This is a genomic window from Kitasatospora sp. NPDC051914 (assembly GCF_040680995.1).
Classification (GTDB): Bacteria; Actinomycetota; Actinomycetes; order Streptomycetales; family Streptomycetaceae; genus Kitasatospora.
This window is the reverse complement of sequence record NZ_JBFAXX010000025.1, coordinates 96,913-112,373: the sequence shown is the minus strand read 5'-3', so window position 1 is coordinate 112,373 and position 15,461 is coordinate 96,913. Positions and strand designations below refer to the sequence as shown.

Annotated in this window: 13 protein-coding genes and 2 pseudogenes; 2 read left to right on the top strand and 13 right to left on the bottom strand. The window is 73.6% G+C overall.

Going from position 1 to position 15,461, the window contains the following annotated elements; genetic code table 11:
* The 3 genes and pseudogenes from AB0M03_RS18545 to rpe form a co-directional block, all read right to left on the bottom strand.
* Nucleotides 1-236: pseudogene (locus AB0M03_RS18545) on the bottom strand (pirin family protein); the annotation flags it as partial.
* Nucleotides 237-345: 109 nt separating this feature from the next.
* The gene (locus tag AB0M03_RS18540) at nt 346-1,359 is read right to left on the bottom strand and encodes an alpha/beta hydrolase-fold protein (RefSeq protein WP_363492624.1); all 1,014 of its coding nucleotides are present in this window, start codon (nt 1,357-1,359) and stop codon (nt 346-348) included.
* Nucleotides 1,360-1,503: 144 nt separating this feature from the next.
* Nucleotides 1,504-2,187 (bottom strand): ribulose-phosphate 3-epimerase, encoded by a 684-nt coding sequence (rpe, locus tag AB0M03_RS18535; protein WP_363492623.1) that lies wholly within the window; start codon nt 2,185-2,187, stop codon nt 1,504-1,506.
* Between the two features lie 214 nt (nt 2,188-2,401).
* Between rpe and AB0M03_RS18530 the strand changes: the two genes are divergently transcribed.
* A complete protein-coding gene (locus AB0M03_RS18530) occupies nt 2,402-3,256 on the top strand; it encodes a hypothetical protein (RefSeq protein ID WP_363492622.1) in 855 nt (284 codons plus the stop codon).
* Between the two features lie 7 nt (nt 3,257-3,263).
* Here the strand turns inward: AB0M03_RS18530 and AB0M03_RS18525 are convergent, their stop codons facing one another.
* From AB0M03_RS18525 to AB0M03_RS18505, 5 genes and pseudogenes are all read right to left on the bottom strand, one after another.
* Complete coding sequence (locus AB0M03_RS18525; protein WP_363492621.1) at nt 3,264-4,088, bottom strand: ATP-binding cassette domain-containing protein; 825 nt, start codon at nt 4,086-4,088, stop codon at nt 3,264-3,266.
* Between the two features lie 135 nt (nt 4,089-4,223).
* The gene (locus AB0M03_RS18520; RefSeq protein ID WP_363492620.1) at nt 4,224-4,871 is read right to left on the bottom strand and encodes a C39 family peptidase; all 648 of its coding nucleotides are present in this window, start codon (nt 4,869-4,871) and stop codon (nt 4,224-4,226) included.
* A gap of 128 nt (nt 4,872-4,999) precedes the next feature.
* Nucleotides 5,000-5,920: a diiron oxygenase gene (locus tag AB0M03_RS18515; RefSeq protein ID WP_363492619.1), complete on the bottom strand. Its 921-nt coding sequence runs from the start codon at nt 5,918-5,920 to the stop codon at nt 5,000-5,002.
* Between the two features lie 118 nt (nt 5,921-6,038).
* Entirely contained in the window at nt 6,039-6,536 is a 498-nt protein-coding gene (locus AB0M03_RS18510; RefSeq protein WP_363492618.1) for a hypothetical protein, read from the bottom strand.
* Nucleotides 6,537-6,588: 52 nt separating this feature from the next.
* Nucleotides 6,589-6,870: pseudogene (locus AB0M03_RS18505) on the bottom strand (IS982 family transposase); the annotation flags it as partial.
* A 119-nt stretch (nt 6,871-6,989) separates the two neighbouring features.
* Here AB0M03_RS18505 and AB0M03_RS18500 point away from each other — a divergent pair.
* Nucleotides 6,990-7,658, top strand: coding sequence for a DNA methyltransferase (locus AB0M03_RS18500; RefSeq protein WP_363492617.1), 669 nt, complete (start codon nt 6,990-6,992; stop codon nt 7,656-7,658).
* A 48-nt stretch (nt 7,659-7,706) separates the two neighbouring features.
* Here AB0M03_RS18500 and AB0M03_RS18495 read toward each other — a convergent pair whose 3' ends face one another.
* From AB0M03_RS18495 to AB0M03_RS18475, 5 genes are all read right to left on the bottom strand, one after another.
* Nucleotides 7,707-8,456: an isocitrate lyase/phosphoenolpyruvate mutase family protein gene (locus AB0M03_RS18495; protein WP_363492616.1), complete on the bottom strand. Its 750-nt coding sequence runs from the start codon at nt 8,454-8,456 to the stop codon at nt 7,707-7,709.
* A gap of 77 nt (nt 8,457-8,533) precedes the next feature.
* The gene (locus tag AB0M03_RS18490; protein WP_363492615.1) at nt 8,534-9,721 is read right to left on the bottom strand and encodes a 3-deoxy-7-phosphoheptulonate synthase class II; all 1,188 of its coding nucleotides are present in this window, start codon (nt 9,719-9,721) and stop codon (nt 8,534-8,536) included.
* Entirely contained in the window at nt 9,718-11,130 is a 1,413-nt protein-coding gene (pcaB, locus tag AB0M03_RS18485; RefSeq protein WP_363492614.1) for a 3-carboxy-cis,cis-muconate cycloisomerase, read from the bottom strand. The genes AB0M03_RS18490 and pcaB overlap by 4 nt, the downstream gene beginning before the upstream one ends.
* Complete coding sequence (locus AB0M03_RS18480) at nt 11,127-13,088, bottom strand: FAD/NAD(P)-binding protein (RefSeq protein ID WP_363492613.1); 1,962 nt, start codon at nt 13,086-13,088, stop codon at nt 11,127-11,129. The genes pcaB and AB0M03_RS18480 overlap by 4 nt, the downstream gene beginning before the upstream one ends.
* Nucleotides 13,085-14,581 carry a class I SAM-dependent methyltransferase gene (locus AB0M03_RS18475; RefSeq protein WP_363492612.1) on the bottom strand — a complete coding sequence of 499 codons (1,497 nt, stop codon included), beginning with the start codon at nt 14,579-14,581 and terminating at the stop codon, nt 13,085-13,087. Before AB0M03_RS18475 ends, AB0M03_RS18480 begins: the two co-directional genes overlap by 4 nt.
* Between the last annotated feature and the right edge of the window lie 880 nt (nt 14,582-15,461).

Here is a 15,461-nt window from a genome sequence, read left to right as displayed (position 1 = left end):
ATGTGCGGGTGCGGGGGCACCTGCATGCCGGGTTCGCCGGCGATGTCGTCCGGGCCGTAGTGGTCGACGAAGCACCAGGCACCGACCATCCGCCGCCCGAGCGTGGGCAGCAGCCGGCGTACGACGGTGGATTCGCCGAGCGGCACCAGGCGGCCGGTCAGCAGTTGCTTGACCGGCCCCTCGGAGGCCTCGCCGCCGCAGCGGGCGGCCGTCGGGCGGAGGTCGAGGTTGCTCATGCCGCGAGTATCCCCCGCGCACGCGCCGTCGGCCGTGAGCCGCGGCCGCCCGGCGGCGGGCTGTTCGGGGCTCGTCCCGGGCCGGGCCCGGCCGCCGGGCGGGGGCCGCTCAGGACTGCCGGGCGAGGGCCTGCCCGAGGAAGGCGGTGGCGTCCGGCAGCACGCGCCGCCAGAAGCCGTCGGTGTGGGCGCCGCGCGGGAAGTGCGTCTCCGCGGCCCGGTCGGCGAGCGTCCGGGCGGCCGGGCAGAACGGGTCCTCGGTGCCGCACCAGACGGCGAGCCGCCGGGTCAGCGGGCGGTCCAGGTGGCGCAGCGGCTCGTGTTCCAGCCAGTCGGCCTCGTCCTGGAACGCGTCGAGCGGGCGGGCCACACCCCAGGAGGTGAACAGGGCCGGGCTGAGCAGGGCCGCTGCGGCGAGGCCTCCGTTGCGGGCGCGGGCGTACTGCAGGGCGCCGGAGCCGCCCATGGAGATGCCGAGGACACCGGTGGGCGCGGCGAGGCCGCGGGCGGCGAGCCAGCCCGGGACCTCGTCGAGCAGCATCGCCATCGGGTCGCCGGTGCCACGGCGGCGGTGCCAGTAGCTGGCGTCGCCGCCGTCCACGGCGACCAGGTGGAAGGGCGGCACGCCCCTGCCGGTGGCGGCGGCCAGGAACTGCGGCAGCCCCAGCTCGAGCAGGCCGGCCGCCGAGCCGCCGCGGCCGTGCAGTGCCAGGCAGACCGGCAGCCTGCCGGGGTCGGCGGTTCCGGGCGGGGTGAGGATGCTCAGCTGGACGCGGGTGCCGCGGGCCGCCGAGGCGAGGTGCTCGGTGCGGACGGGCCCGGGGGTGACGGCCGGCACGGTGCCGTCCGGGCCGGTCATGCCGACGGCACGGCGCAGTCGGGGCCCGCCCGGCAGGACGTCCTCGATCATGGCGCCGCCGACGGCTGCGGTGCCGACGCCGGCCACCAGCAGCGCGCGCAGGAACCTGCGGCGGCCGGTGCCGGTCTCGGCAGGGCCGGGATCCGGCGTGTCCGTGTCGGACGGCTCGGCCTGCACCGTCCGGCGGGCCCTGCGGGACTGCGGCGGCACCGTCCCGGTCGGCGCCGGCGCCTCGGTCGTCCGCTCGTCCCCGCTCTCCCCCAAGGCCCCTCCCCCGGTCGATCTTGGGCCCCTACTCTACGGGTCGTCAGATCCGCCCAGGGCCCAAGGTCCTCATCCGCAGTCGGGCAGCCCGTGGGGGCGCCGAGGTGTTCCCCGCGCCCCTGTGGGCTGCCCCGGTGGCCTCGCCTAGTGGCGGCAGGCCCACGGGGCGGTGGCGGTGGCTGCCTCGGCCTGGGCGCGGAGGGCGCGGACGGCCTCCGCCGGGTCGTCCGCGTTGTAGACGGCGGAGCCGGCCACGAAGACGTCGGCGCCGGCCTCGGCGCAGCGCTCGATGGTGGACGTGGCGACGCCGCCGTCGACCTGCAGCCACAGGTCGAGGCCGTGCTTGGAGATCAGCTCCCGGGTGCGGCGGATCTTGGGCAGCATGATGTCCAGGAAGGCCTGGCCTCCGAAGCCGGGCTCCACGGTCATGATGAGGACCATGTCGAGCTCGGGCAGCAGGTCCTCGTAGGGCTCGATCGGGGTCGCGGGGCGCAGGGCCATGGCGGCGCGGGCGCCCTTGGCGCGGATCTCGCGGGCCAGCCGGACGGGCGCGGTGGCGGCCTCCACGTGGAAGGTCACGGAGCCGGCGCCGGCCTCGACGTACTGCGGGGCCCAGCGGTCGGGCTGCTCGATCATCAGGTGGCAGTCGAGCGGGGTGTCGGTGGCCCTGGCGAGGGACTCGACGATCGGCACGCCCAGCGTGAGGTTGGGGACGAAGTGGTTGTCCATCACGTCCACGTGCAGCCAGTCCGCGCCGCGGACGGCCTCGGCCTCGTCCGCCAGGCGGGCGAAGTCGGCGGAGAGGATGCTGGGGTTGATCTGCGCCATATCCGGGTACCTTCACAGCTCGGTGCGGGCGGTCGTCTGCGGCCACCTCCTCCCATCATCCCGTGAAGCGGTGGCCGGAGGGGAACGCCGGGGTGCCGGGTGACCCGCATCACAGCAGGACCGGATCGATGCAGGACTCGCAAGGGGGGCGCGGCAGCAGTGTGCGCCTCGGCCCGCACCGGGAGCCCGCCGGCTCCAGAGAGGCTGTCCGTCAGTGGCTGAACACGTCCATCCCGCCCGTGCCCTGTGGTGGCTCTTCGAGCCCGTGCACGCACTCACCTACTTCTCGCCCGAGGGCCGGGCCGCCTACGAGGCGGTCGGCCTGCGCGGCTACTGGCGCGGGTACTTCGGCGGCCGTTCGGCGCCGCTCGGCCCGGTGGACCCGGCCCCGGTGGTCGCCGCGTTCTTCAACTTCGCCCCGGCGATGGTCGAGCGCGCGCTGCCGGACATCTGGCACCGTGCTTCCCCGGACGCCGCCCTGGAGGCCCGTCTTGCAGGTGCGACCGCCGCGCTGGAGCGCGTCCTGGAGACGGTGAAGCCCGATCTGGTCGACCGCTCGGTGGAGCTGCTGGAGCGCGCCGTCGACGGCCTGGACTGTTCCGGCCGCGTGCTGGCCGCCGCCAATGCGGTGCTGCCCCGCCCGGAGGGCAGGTTCGGCCGGCTCTGGCAGGCGACGACGGTGCTGCGCGAGCACCGCGGGGACGGCCATGTCGCCGCCCTGGTCTCCGAGGGCCTGGACGGCTGCGAGGCGCTCGTCCTGCGCTGTGCCCTGGACACCCGCCGCGAGGTGCTGCAGCCGCACCGCGGCTGGACGGACGAGCAGTGGCAGGCCGCCACGGACCGCCTGGTCGAGCGCGGCTGGCTGCAGTACGGCGGTGCGATCACCGCCGAGGGCCGCTCGCGGCACCGGGCGCTGGAGGCGGTGACCGACCTGGCCGCCGCCCGGGTGTGGGACGGCTTCCACCGCGCCGAACTCGACGAACTGGCGACCGCGTTGCGCCCGGTCTCCACCGCCTGCCGGGCCGAGCTGCCGCAGTTCAACCCGATCGGCCTGCCCACGGCGAGCTGAGCGCCGTTCAGAGGGCGGCGGGTGCGGTCCGGGCTGCGCGGGCCGTCCACCGGCCGTCGTGGCGGGCGATGCTGATGGGGTGTCCGAAGCAGGCGCTGATCAGTTCGGTGGTGATGACCTCGTCGACCGGGCCGGCCGCCACGCAGGCGCCCTCGCGGAGCAGCAGGGCGTGGGTGGTGGTCTCCGGCAGCTCCTCCAGGTGGTGGGTGACCAGCACGGTGGCGAGCTGCGGGTGGCGGCGGCGCAGCAGGTCGAGGCTGCCGAGCAGGAGTTCGCGGGCGGTGAGGTCGAGGCCGGTGGCGGGCTCGTCGAGCAACAGCAGGCGGGGCTGCGGCATGAGTGCCCGGGCGATGAGGACGCGGCCGCGCTCGCCCTGGGAGAGGGTGGTCCACGGGTCGTCGGCGCGTTCGGCCATGCCCATGGTGTCCAGCAGGTGGTCGGCGTGCGCGACCTGGTCCGCGGTGGGGTGCCGGCGGGGTTCGGGTTCGATGCTGTTGGTGAGGCCGGTCAGCACCACGGTGCGGACGGGGAGCGGTGAGCGCAGCGGGTGGCGGGGGTTGACGTGCCCGAGGTGGGTGCGCAGGGCCCGGATGTCGACCCGGCCGAGCCTTCGGCCGAGGACGTGGACCTCGCCGTGGGTGGGGTGGGAGACCGCGCCGAGCAGGGCGAGCAGGGTGGACTTGCCGGCGCCGTTGGCGCCGAGCAGTGCCCAGTGCTGGCCGGCCTCGACGGTGAGGGAGACGTCCCGGAGCAGGTGGCGTCCGTCGCGCACCACGTCCACGGACCGGGTGCGCAGCAGGGGTGCGTCGGTCAGTGGTTCGGCGCTGGTCACGGCGGTCTCCCGGGTGTTCGCGGTGCGGGCGCCGGCCGTGCCCGCGGCGCGGCCACGCCAGCAGTGCGCGGGCTGCGGCGGCCGGGATGCTCACGGTACGGACGACCCGCGCCGGTTCCCGGCCGTGCGGTACGGCTACTCGGTGCGGCGCGGGGTGGGCGGGCCGAGCAGGATGCCGCGGCCGGCGTAGAACCGTTCGAGGTCGTCCCACGGCACCCGGGCGTGCTGCTGCGACTCGCCGGGGAAGCCGGAGGGGTTGTGGATGAACAGGGCCTCGTCGTCGGCGCCGACGGCGAGCACCAGGTGCCCGCCGGTGCGGGGCGGGGCGGGTTCGAGGAGGCGGATCGAGGGGTGGACGGAGATCACCGGGAGCCGTCCGCCGGCGAGGTGGCTGCGCAGTTCCTCGGCGGGGAGCGGTGCCCGGGCGTCCGCGTACAGGCCCCAGCGCTCGCGGACGTAGGCGGCGAACGGGCCGTGGATGAGCCCGTCGAGCCGCCCGTCGGGGTGCCGGACGTACGCGCCGGCCTCCCGGCTCTCCTCGGCGAGCCGGACGATCGGCGGGGCCACGCCCCACCAGTGGTCGAGGGCCATCCGCAGGCAGGCCATGCCGCAGGCGCGCCAGGACCAGTAGGCGTACTCGGCCGGGTCGGGCGCGCCGGACTCCTCCCAGCGCGGGTCGTCCTCCGCGAGGAGGGTGCCGTCGAGGATGTCCGGGACGAGCTCGGGGGATTCCCACTGCGCGTAGTAGGGAACCGGGTGGCTGATCGGCTGCACAATGATCATTCTGACGCACCCGGGCAGCGGCCGCCTCGGGTGCGGGCCCGGACGCGCATGCGCGCAGGCAGACCCCCATGGTGCGCCTGCGGCCTTCCGCGCTCCGGCGCCCTGCCCCGGCCGGCTCCCCCGGGCCCTCAGACGATGCCCGCGCCGCGCAGCAGCCAGCGGTTGGTGCGGCCGACCAGGCCTGCGCGGTCGAGGACGCCGACCACCTTGGCGGCCATCTCGGTCTTGGCTGCCCGCCAGTGCGGGTTGCGGCGGGCCGCCCGGCGGCCCTCCTTGGGGTCGATGCCGACGGCCGCGTACACCCGCGGGTTGATGAGGTGGGTGGTGGCGACGTGGATCACGATGCCCATCAGCAGCTGCTCCACCCTGCGGCGGACCGGCCCGAGGTCCTGGCGCACCAACTCCTCGCGCGCATAGGTGATGTGGCGGGACTCCTCGATGACGTGGATGCGGGCGACCTGGCGGGACAGCGGCTGGAGCGACTCGTCGGCCGTCATCTCGCGCTGGAAGGCGTCCAGGATCTCCTCGACGTACATGGTGCCGCCGAAGGTCTGGCTGTGCGTGGAGATCGCCTTGAAGACCCGGCCGAGCTCGTGGGCGAGGCGGCCGGGGCCGTACGCGGGCGCGCCCATCCACGCGATCATGCGGGCGAACATCACGGAGTGCCGGCACTCGTCGGCGATCTCGGTGAGGGCGTACTGGACGTGCGCGGTGGTCGGGTCCCGGTCGAAGGCGTGCCGGAGCAGCATCTGCATGAGGATCTCCTCGAACCAGATGCCGACGCTGGCGACGCAGGCCACCTCGTGCTTGCTGAGCTCGATCCGCTGCTCCTCGCTGAGGCGCTCCCAGAGCTCGGTGCCGTAGAGGGAGATCCGGTGCGGGGTGATGTAGTAGGCGCCGGGGACGGGTTCGCTCGCCCAGTCGACGTCCTTGAGCGGGTCGAAGGAGAGCTTGGCGGAGGAGGCGAGGAGGCGCTCCGCGGTGCGCCGGCGCTGCCGGTCGCGCTCCTCCAGGACGGCGGTGGTGTCCTTGCGCGCGGTGGTGGCCATGGGGGTCGGCTCCTCGGTCGCTCGGGCGGGGTCTGCCGAGACCGTAGACCGTATTAGATTGAGCGTCAATAACTCGCGCAGCGCCAGGGGTGCACCCCTGCGGTGCACCCCTGGCGTCCTAGAGGTCGATGCCGAGGACGTAGACGGTGTCGGACGCCCGGTCGAGCAGGAAGGACGCGCGGGCCGGTGCGGGCGTGGACAGTTCACTGTCGAGGGAGGGGCAGCCGATCCAGGACGCGCCCTCGGGTGCGGCGTCTGCCAGGTCCATCAGCCAGTCGCTGTCCAGGTCCGGGGCTTCCTTCGGCGTGCACTCCCGGCCTGCCGTCAGTTCGGCGACCCGGCCCGGCCGCAGCCGGAAGAAGCCGGCCAGCCCCGGGTCCGGCGAGGGCAGCAGGTCGCGCGGGCCGTCGGTGGAGCGCCACGTGCCGGAGACCGCCGGGGCGAGCGGCGGGAAGCTCCGGTCGAACCAGTCGGTCGAGGTGTGGCGCTCCTCGGCGCGCGGCTCGTCCCGCTCGGCGACCAGCGTGCAGCCGCCGACGATCACCGCCCAGAACGCGGTGAACACGCCGACCGGCACCCACAGCGACCTCGGCACCGCGCTCTTCTGCTCCTGCATGCCGACCCCCTCCCCCTGGATGATCGATGCTAGATGATTGATGCCGAGGGGTTCAGTGGTCGTACCCCGCCAGCGAGCGCATGACGGGCCGGCCGGTGTGGTCGTTGTGCCGGATCGCGGCGGTCGGCGCGAGGATCCGCCGGAGGACGCGGACCATGACGCCGCCGGGTGTGCGGCCCCGGTGTCGCTCGAGGTCGAGCCGACCCTGGAAGGTGTCGTCGACGGATTCGACGATCTGCCGCAACGGCTCGAACAGCTGCGATCCGGCCCGCTCGGCCTCGCCCTTGCGGGCCGGACGCAGGAGCCGGAGTTGCAGCTCGGCGAGTTCACGCTTCCTCGGATGACGATGTCTCAAAGATCGCCCGCACAACTGTTCCACTTCAGTAACATGCGTTTCCGACGCCGCCGACGACCTGCCGGCGACCAAGGACATGGAGAGGACGCGTGATCCCGGTGGGGGTTGCCAGCTGGCTCGTGCTCGGGACCGAGGACCCTGAACACTCTCTTCCCGAGGCTGCCGGACAGGCCGGCCTGGTCAGTCAGCTGCGGCCGCTGATCCGCGAGCTCAGCGCTCCCGGTGACCTGGTGTTCGACCCGTTCGCCGGGTGGGGGACGACGCTGGTGGCCGCCTCCGTGGAGGGCCGCCGCGGGTTCGGCATCGAGGTGAACGAGGCCCGCGCCGAGGAGGCCCGCAGGTGGCTGGAATCGTATCCGGGTCAGGAAATGGTCTGCGGAGACGCCCGTAAGCCCCCGCTGGCGGCCGGCTCGGTCGACCTGGTGCTGTGCGACCTCCCCTACTTCGGCACCAACCTGGACGTCGACGCCACGGACGGCGCCCAGTTCTACGCGCTGCGCGACTACGACGACTACCTGGCTGCGCTCGACGAGGCGTTCGCCGCCATCGCGCAGACCATGCGTCCCGGTGCGCGCGCCGTGATCGCCGTCCAGAACCGGCGCATCGCCGACCGGTTCGTCCCGCTCGCCTGGGACGCCGCCCGGGTCCTCGGGCACCACCTCACCCTGGGCGACGAGCGCATCCACCTCTACGACCGGCCGGCGAGCGGTGACGACCCGATGCTGACCAACCGGTCGCACGAGTACCTGCTGATGGCCACCAAGTAGGACCCACCGGGGTCCGGGGCCGCCAACGCCCGCCGCGGGCGTACGCCGCTACCGCGCGCCGTACGCCCGTCCGATCTCCTGCGCCAGGTCGACGAGGCCGGAGGCGGCCCGCTGCTGCAGGCCTCCTCCGAAGGTGACCCGCGCCGCGCCCAGGCTGCCGAGGCGGCCGGGCGAGGCCGCGCCCGGCAGGTACAGGGCGTTCACCGGCTTGAACAGGTTGGTGGCCAGATCGGGCAGCAGCTCCTCGGGGGCGAGGATCGGGTAGATGACGTCCGCTCCCGCGTCGATGTAGAGCCGACCGCGCCTGACCGCCGACTCCACCGAGCGGTCACCGTACAGGAACGTGTCGACCCTCGCGTTGAGGACGAGCCGGTCCCCGGCCGCCACGCTGACCTCGGAGAGCCACTCGGCGTGCTGCTCGGGGTCCTTGAGCCGTCCGGTGGCGGCGTCGGAGTCCTCGAGGTTGCAGCCGACCGCGCCGGCGTCGAGCAGCCGCTCGACGATCTCGACCGGCGCGAGCCCGTAACCGCCCTCGATGTCGGCCGTCACCGGCACGTCCACGGCCCGGACGATCCGTCCGACCGCCGCGAACATCTCGTCGGCCGGAGTGTCCTCGCCGTCCTCGTAGCCGAGGACGGCGGCGATCGCCGCGCTGGAGGTCGCCAGCGCGGGGAAGCCCGCGTCCGCGAAGGCCCGCGCGCTGACCGCGTCCCAGACGTTGGGGAGCACGAGGGGGTCGCTGGGATCGGTACGGTCGTGGAGTGCCAGGAACTCTCCGGCGCTCGTGGTGTCCACCATCAGGTGGTCTCCTCCTCATTCCAGATTCGGGTGGGTGTCACGCGTCGGCTCACGGCCGCACGGGTGGGCGCGTGGTCTCAGACGGGGGCAACGGCGTAGATGCTCGCCAGTTCGAAGGCGACATCGAGTGCCTGGCCGAGGTTAAGCCGCGGGTCGCAAGCGCTCTCGTAGCGGGCCGGCAGGTCCTCGGGGCGGATCTCGTAGGTGCCGCCCACGCACTCGGTGACGTGTTCTCCCGTCAGTTCCAGGTGGACGCCGCCGGGATGGGTGCCCAGCGACCGGTGGACCTCGACGAATCCCCTGACCTCGTCCAGGATGTCGACGAGCCTGCGGGTCTTGTGCCCGCTCGGGGACGACACGGTGTTGCCGTGCATGGGATCGCAGATCCAGACCACCTCGGCGCCGGAAGCGGTCACCTTCGCCACCAGGTCCGGCAGCGCATCGCGCACCGCACCCGCACCCATCCGGCTGATGAAGGTCAGCCGGCCGGGCTCGCGGTCCGGGTCGAGCCGGTCGACCAGGCGCAGGGCGTCGTCCGGGGTGGTCGAGGGCCCGAGCTTGACGGCGATCGGGTTGCGAATTCGCGCGGCGAACTCGACGTGCGCGCCGTCCAGTTGGCGCGTCCGCTCGCCGATCCACAGCAGGTGACCGGACAGGCCGTAACAGCCGGACGGCGTGCTGCGGCTCAGCGCCCGCTCGTACTCCAGCACCAGCGCCTCGTGGCTGGTCCAGAACTCACCGCCCCGGTCGGCGGTCAGCGTCCGGAGGTGGTCCAGCGTCTGCGCCGAGGCACGGTAGACGCGCCGCAACCGGTCGGGGTCCGGGGTGCGGGCCTCGGCGGTGAAGGCGGACCCGTTCACCATGTCACCTCGGTACGAGGGCAGCTCGACGCCGTCCCGCTGCTCGACCTGACTCGACCTCGGCTTGGCGAACTGCCCGGCAATGCGTCCCAGTCGGGTCACCGGGAGACCGGCGGCCTCGGAGAGCACGGCGGCCATCCGGCCCAGGGTCTGGAACTTGGCCGCGGTCGTCTCCGGACCGACCGCGTCCAGCCTCTCGGCGCAGTCGCCGCCCTGGAGCAGCAGCGCCTCACCGCGGGCCACCGCGGCCAGCCGGTCACGGAGCCGGTCGCACTCCTCGGCCGCGACCAGCGCCGGAAGTCCGGCGAGCTCGGCCGCCGCCGACAGCAGGGCCTCCCGGTCGGGCCAGTCGGGTTGCTGCGCCACCGGCGGGCCGGTCACGGCTGCGATGTCGTACAGGTTCATGAGGTATCGACCCTTCGTCCACCGAGGGCTCGGTCGACGAGCAGTCCCGCCGCCCCGGTATAGCCGTTCGGGTCCAGGAGGCCCGCAAGCTCCCCGTCGCCGAACACGTTCTCGAGTTCGGGAAGTTCCGTGAGGACCGCGGCGAGCGGGCGGCCCTCGTGATCGGCCAGTACGGACGCCCGGGCGAGGCACTGGCGGGCCGTCGCCTTGCCGATCCGCGGCGCGAGGACGGCCGCGATCCGCTCGGTGACGATCTGACTGTCCGTCATGTCGAGGTTGGTGCGCATCCGCTCCGGGCGGACGGCCAGGCCCTCGGCGAGCTCGACGGCGGTACGGGCGGCGCCGCCCGCCAGCCGCAGGCACTCCCTCAGCAGCAGCCACTCCGCGTGCCAGACTCCCCCGGACCGCTCGTCCTCGGTGGTCAGGCACTGCGTCAGACCGGCCGCCAGCACCGGCACCTGCAGCGCGGCCGAGCGGATCAGCGTCGCCAGCACGGGATTGCGCTTGTGCGGCATGGCGGAGGAGGCCCCCCGCCCGGCCGGTGCGGGTTCGGCGGCCTCCGCCACCTCGGTGCGGGCCAGCACCTGCACGTCGACGGCCAGCTTGCCGAGCGCCGCCGCGGTGTGGGCGAGGCCGGCGGCCAGATCGGCGAGCGGAGTGCGCAGCGCGTGCCACGGCAGCACGGGTCGGGCGAGTCCGGTCTCGTCCGCGAAGGCGGCGGTGAGCCGGTCCAGGTAGTCGCCGAGCTCGTGGTCGGCGATGCCGCCGTCGATCCTCGCGTACTCCAGGTATCCCGCCAGGGTTCCGGCGGCGCCGCCGAGTGCCACCGGCAGCCCGCCGTCCCGGATCCGCTCCAGCCGCTCGGCGGACTCCAGCACCAGCTGACGCCAGCCGGCCGCCTTGAGGCCGAAGGTGGTGGGCACGGCGTGCAGCGTGAGGGTACGGCCGGCCATCGGGGTGTCCCGGTGGTCCCGGGCGAGGTCGGCCAGCGCGTCGGCGGTGCGGTGCAGGTCGGCGATGACGATCGTCAGGGCGCGGGAGGCCACCAGCATCGCCCCGGTGTCCAGAATGTCCTGGCTGGTGGAACCGCGGTGAACGTACTCGGCCGCGGCCGGGTCGTCGGCGGCGACGACGGCTGTGAACGCCTGGACCAGGCCGACCACCGGGTTGGCGGTCTCCCGCGCGGCCAGGGCGAGGTCCCGGAGGTCCAGCCGCTCGGCGCGGGCGGCGCCGCTGATCGCCGCGGCGGCCGGCGCGGGAAGGGTGCCCAGCCGTGCCTGCGCCCTGGCAAGGGCTGCCTCGGCGTCCAGCATCGCCTGGAGCCATGCCCGGTCCCCGGTCGCCTGCTCCACCGGCGTGCCGGCGCGCACCGGGGACAGCAGGCCCGCATCGAAGTCGTACGCGCTCACGCGGCGGACTCCTCACTGCGGGCCGGGGCGCCCGCGGCCGGCAGCGCCAGCACCGCGGCGGCGATGGCGTCGGAGTCCTCCACGGTCACCGAGCCGACGCCCGGGCGGATGCCGGCCGCGGTGACCCAGTGCACCGACTCGGTCGGAACACCGTGGACGAACCGGCGCGGGTGGGGTCGGCCCTCGGCGTCGAGCAGGTGGTGCGGCCCCTCCGACACCGCGATTCCGCCGGACTCGTACTCGGTGCCGCACTCGCCGGGAATGCGGTACGGCGCGCACTGACCCGTCCTCAGCAGATGCCGCATCAGCCGGTCCTCGGTACGCCTGAGATCCGGCTCGGGCAGCCGGGCCTCGACCAGCGCGCCGGCCCGGATCCGGAAGCCCGGTATCCGGCGGGATCCCACCTGGAAGGCGGCACCCTCGGGGTCGTCCGCCACCGCCTCCACGATCATGCCCGGGCCGGTGATCTCGACGATCCCGGCCTCGATGAGGGCGATGAGCTCCTCGATCCGGGAGACCGGCGGGCCGATCGACAGGAAGGCGTTGAGCGGGGTGTACCAGCCGTCCAGCTCGTCCCGGTGGGAGTTGCCCTCCAGGCCGCCGTAGTCGACCGCGAGCCGGATCTCGTTGCGCAGATCGCGCAGTACGTCCAGGGCCGCCTTCAGCGGACCGCTCACATTGCCGGCCCGGGCCTCGGCCGCGTCCTGCCGCAGGTACTCCAGCAGCCAGGTCCGGAACTCCGCCGGGGTGGCGAACTCGCGCTGCCCGTACGGCTGGGCGATGCGGTCCCAGTCCCAGCGTTCGGCAGGGGCGACACCCGCGGCGTCGAGCGACCGGGCCTTGTCCGCCGCCGAGCCGGCGGCCGCGAGGTAGCGGTCGGTGAAGGCCGCCACGTCGGTCCCGTCCGCGCGAGCGGTCAGCAGGGTGGCGTAGTAGACGCTCTCCACCTCCGTGGCGATCAGCGGCCACAGGTGGGTGCCGAACCGGATCCACTCGTCCTGGGCGGCCCGGGCGCGCAGCTCGTTCGCCCGCTCGACGGTCAGCAGCCTGGGCTGGTACCTGCCGTAGGCGCCCTTCTCGTTCTCACCGCGGGCGTGGTACGGGATGCCGCGGCGGGATCCCGCGTGGATCCGCGGCTCGCGACCGGAGGGGCGGTAGACGAGCCGACCGTCCGCCTGCTCGAACGAACCGCCCCGGCCGACGGTGAGCAGGGCCGTGTAGTCGAAGAAGTTGAGGCCGAGGCCGCGCAGCACGACGTTCTCACCCGGGCCGATCCGGGAGAGGTCCACATCGGCCGGGTTGGACGACCTGAGGTACACCAGGCCGTGCTCGGCCGCGAAGGCGGTGAGCCGCTCCTCCTCGGGAGTGGGCCGGGCCGGCACGTGGCCTTGCGCCAGCACCACCGCTTCCAGACCGGCCAGCCGGGTGCCGTCGGCGAGGAGCAGGGTCTGCGGGCCGTGCGGATCGCCCTCCTCGTCGTCCAGTGCGACCGCGAACTCCGAGTGGACGTGGATCTCCAGGTGGGCCGGGGCCTCGGCGACCAGCTTCCGGAACACCCACTCCAGGTAGTGTCCGTAGAAGGCGCGGCTGGAGTACGAGTCCGGTCCGAGCCGGCGGGCCTCCGCCAGCACGCCCTCGTCCCCGGGGTTGGGGATCACGCCGGCTGCCACGTCCCGGGCCCAGTCGTGGAGGCTCGGGCCCTCCTCGATGGGGCCCGTGAGGTTCACGCTGGCGTCGGTGAACGCGGTGATCTGCGACGTCACGGTGTTCATCAGCAGGTCACGGGGCTGCTCGGTGCGCCACACCGTGCCGGGACCCGGCGAGGAGGGGTCGAGCACGTGGATGGCGAGCCGGGCCCGGGACGCGGACTTCCGTTCCTGGGCGCAGATGCGCTCCAGGACCGATAGGCCGCGGGGACCGGCCCCGACGATGGCCACGGCCGACGTACTGCTCTTCACGAGTGTTCTCCGCTCGGAGGTAGGGATGGGATCGGGTCCGGTTCGGCGGGGAGCTGCACACGAGGGGGCGCGGGCCCGGCGGAAAGCCGGTGCGAGACCTCGACGCCGCCGCCGATCGCCAGGGAGGTCGAGGTGTAGTCGCCCGATCTCCGGACCCGTGCGAGGTACTCGGGCGACGGCGGACCGGCCGCGACGACGACCGTTCCCGGGCGCATCCGCGGTTCGAGCGCCGCCAGCGCCGGCAGCATGTCCTCCCGCCAGCCGCTCAGCACCGCGATGTCGACGGCCCCGGCCAGTTCGTCCGGGACTCCACAGGTGGAGCGGTCGCACACCTCGGCCCAGCCGGCGAGGCCGGCCTCGGTCAGCGCCCTGCGCACCCGGGCGGCCCAGTAGGGGCTCGGTGCGGAGCCGACGAGCCGCCCGGACGAGTTGTCCCGTAGCCCGGCGGCGAGGTGGAGCAGCGCGCTTCCGTACGAGCCGCCGCACTCCAGGACATTCGTCGGGCGCAGTGACCGGACCAGCGAGTACAGCAGCCAGCCGAACTCGGAGGACGCCGTGGCGACGGAACCGGAGCTGCGGAGCGAGGCGAGCGCGGACCGCACGGCAGGATCGTCGAGTCCGGTCCGCCCCGCCGCCGTCGGGCGACCGGCGGCGCGGACCGACGGTGGACCACCCCGCTCCCGCTCGGCCGGGTGCGCGGTGCCGGCGCGGCGCACTCCCGGTGAAGTGAGCCCTGGCACCCCGGTCGCGTACACCGGGATGCCGAGCTCGGCCAGCTTCCGTACCGCCTCGGGGTCGACGGGCTCGCCGCACCACAGCAGCGGTGGCCGTTCGGTGCCGAAGAGGGCCGGCAGCGGCAGTGCGCGCCGGACGGTGGACGCCGCGGCCCGGGACAGCTCGGCCGCCAGCCACGAGGTCACCGCCAGTGCCGTCGGCCGGGCGGCACGCAGCCAGCCCGGCACGCCGGAGTCCGTCCCGGCGACCGTCCGGGCCGGAAGCACCGGTCCCGGAGGTGGCAGAACGAACCGGCCGCCGAGCTCCAGTACCATTGCCAGAAAGGCGGTTTGACGTTCGGTCACCGACATCGGCGCCGCGATCACGCAGCGGGCGAGAGCGGCCTCGGGCACCTCGCCGCGCAGGGCTTCCAGCGTGGACCGGACGAGCGGCCCGTCAAGTCGCGCACCGCCGCCGCAGACGTCCGGCACCGGTTCGCCGGCGCGCGGCGGCAGCCGGCAGGGGCGCACCGCAGCAGCGCCGGCGGCAAGGTCCACCGCCACCACCGGGAGCTCGGCGGGCAGCACCCGCTCGGCGCCCCATGCGTCGAGGCGGGCACGCCCCGACGCATCGGCGACGATGACGTGGGCCCTTCGGACCGTGGACGCCGCGGACTCCGGGGAAGCCGTGAGCGGCACCGGATGGGCGGTGGCCCGCAGCGCGAGCAGCGCGAGCGCGACCACCAGGTGCTCCGCGCTGTCACCGCACACGACGGCCACGTGCAACCGGTCCCGACCGTCCCGGCCGGAACGCCGGGTGGTCGCCAGTATGTCCGCCAGTTGAACTGCCGCGCGCGCGACCTGACGCACTGTGTACAGAGCATCAACGCTTCCGTCGGCGCCGAGGATCTCGATCAGCGGCCGGCCGCTCTCCGCGTGTCGCAGTGCGCGTTCAATCGACCACACTGCGACACACCTTTCGGCCGGGCGACGCCCACCGGGGCTCGGAGCCGGGGCGGACGTCGGCCGGGCAGCCGGCATCACGGGCGCTGGGCATGCCCGACCTCCCCAGTCATGACGAATGGCACGGAGCGCCGACCGAGTCGATCGGTTCCCGACCCCAGGGCGGGGCGAATTTCCTGACTTGACGTCAGATCAGGTGAGCCGTACCCGATTTGGCGCAACGTTCCAGCCCACGTCACACTTCGGCGCGACATTCCAGCCCACGTCACCCTTCGGTGCGACGTTCCAGCCCACGTCACACTGCGGCGCAACGTTCCAGCCCACGTCCGCGCGGGCGGAGGACTCGCCTCCGGCCCGTGCCGACACCCCCAGTGCCAGCGCTGCGGCAAAGGCCACGGCGGCAATCGAATACGAACTACGAACGGTTTTCCGAAGCATCATCGAATTCACCCTCAGTGAAATTGCCAGAATTGTCGGTAATGAACTGGAGAGTTAATTTGACATACGCTCGGCAGACTGAGGCTGAATTCTGACCAGCCACCCCCCCGGCGCCCCCCGAAACAACTGTGCAATCCCCTCGACTAGCTGGACAAGATCGCCGATACTTCGGGTAGTCGCAGTGCCGCGAAACGAGGGATGCAAATGCAAATGCAGTGGTACAAACCGGACAGGCTGGATTTAGCTGCAATGTCCACCG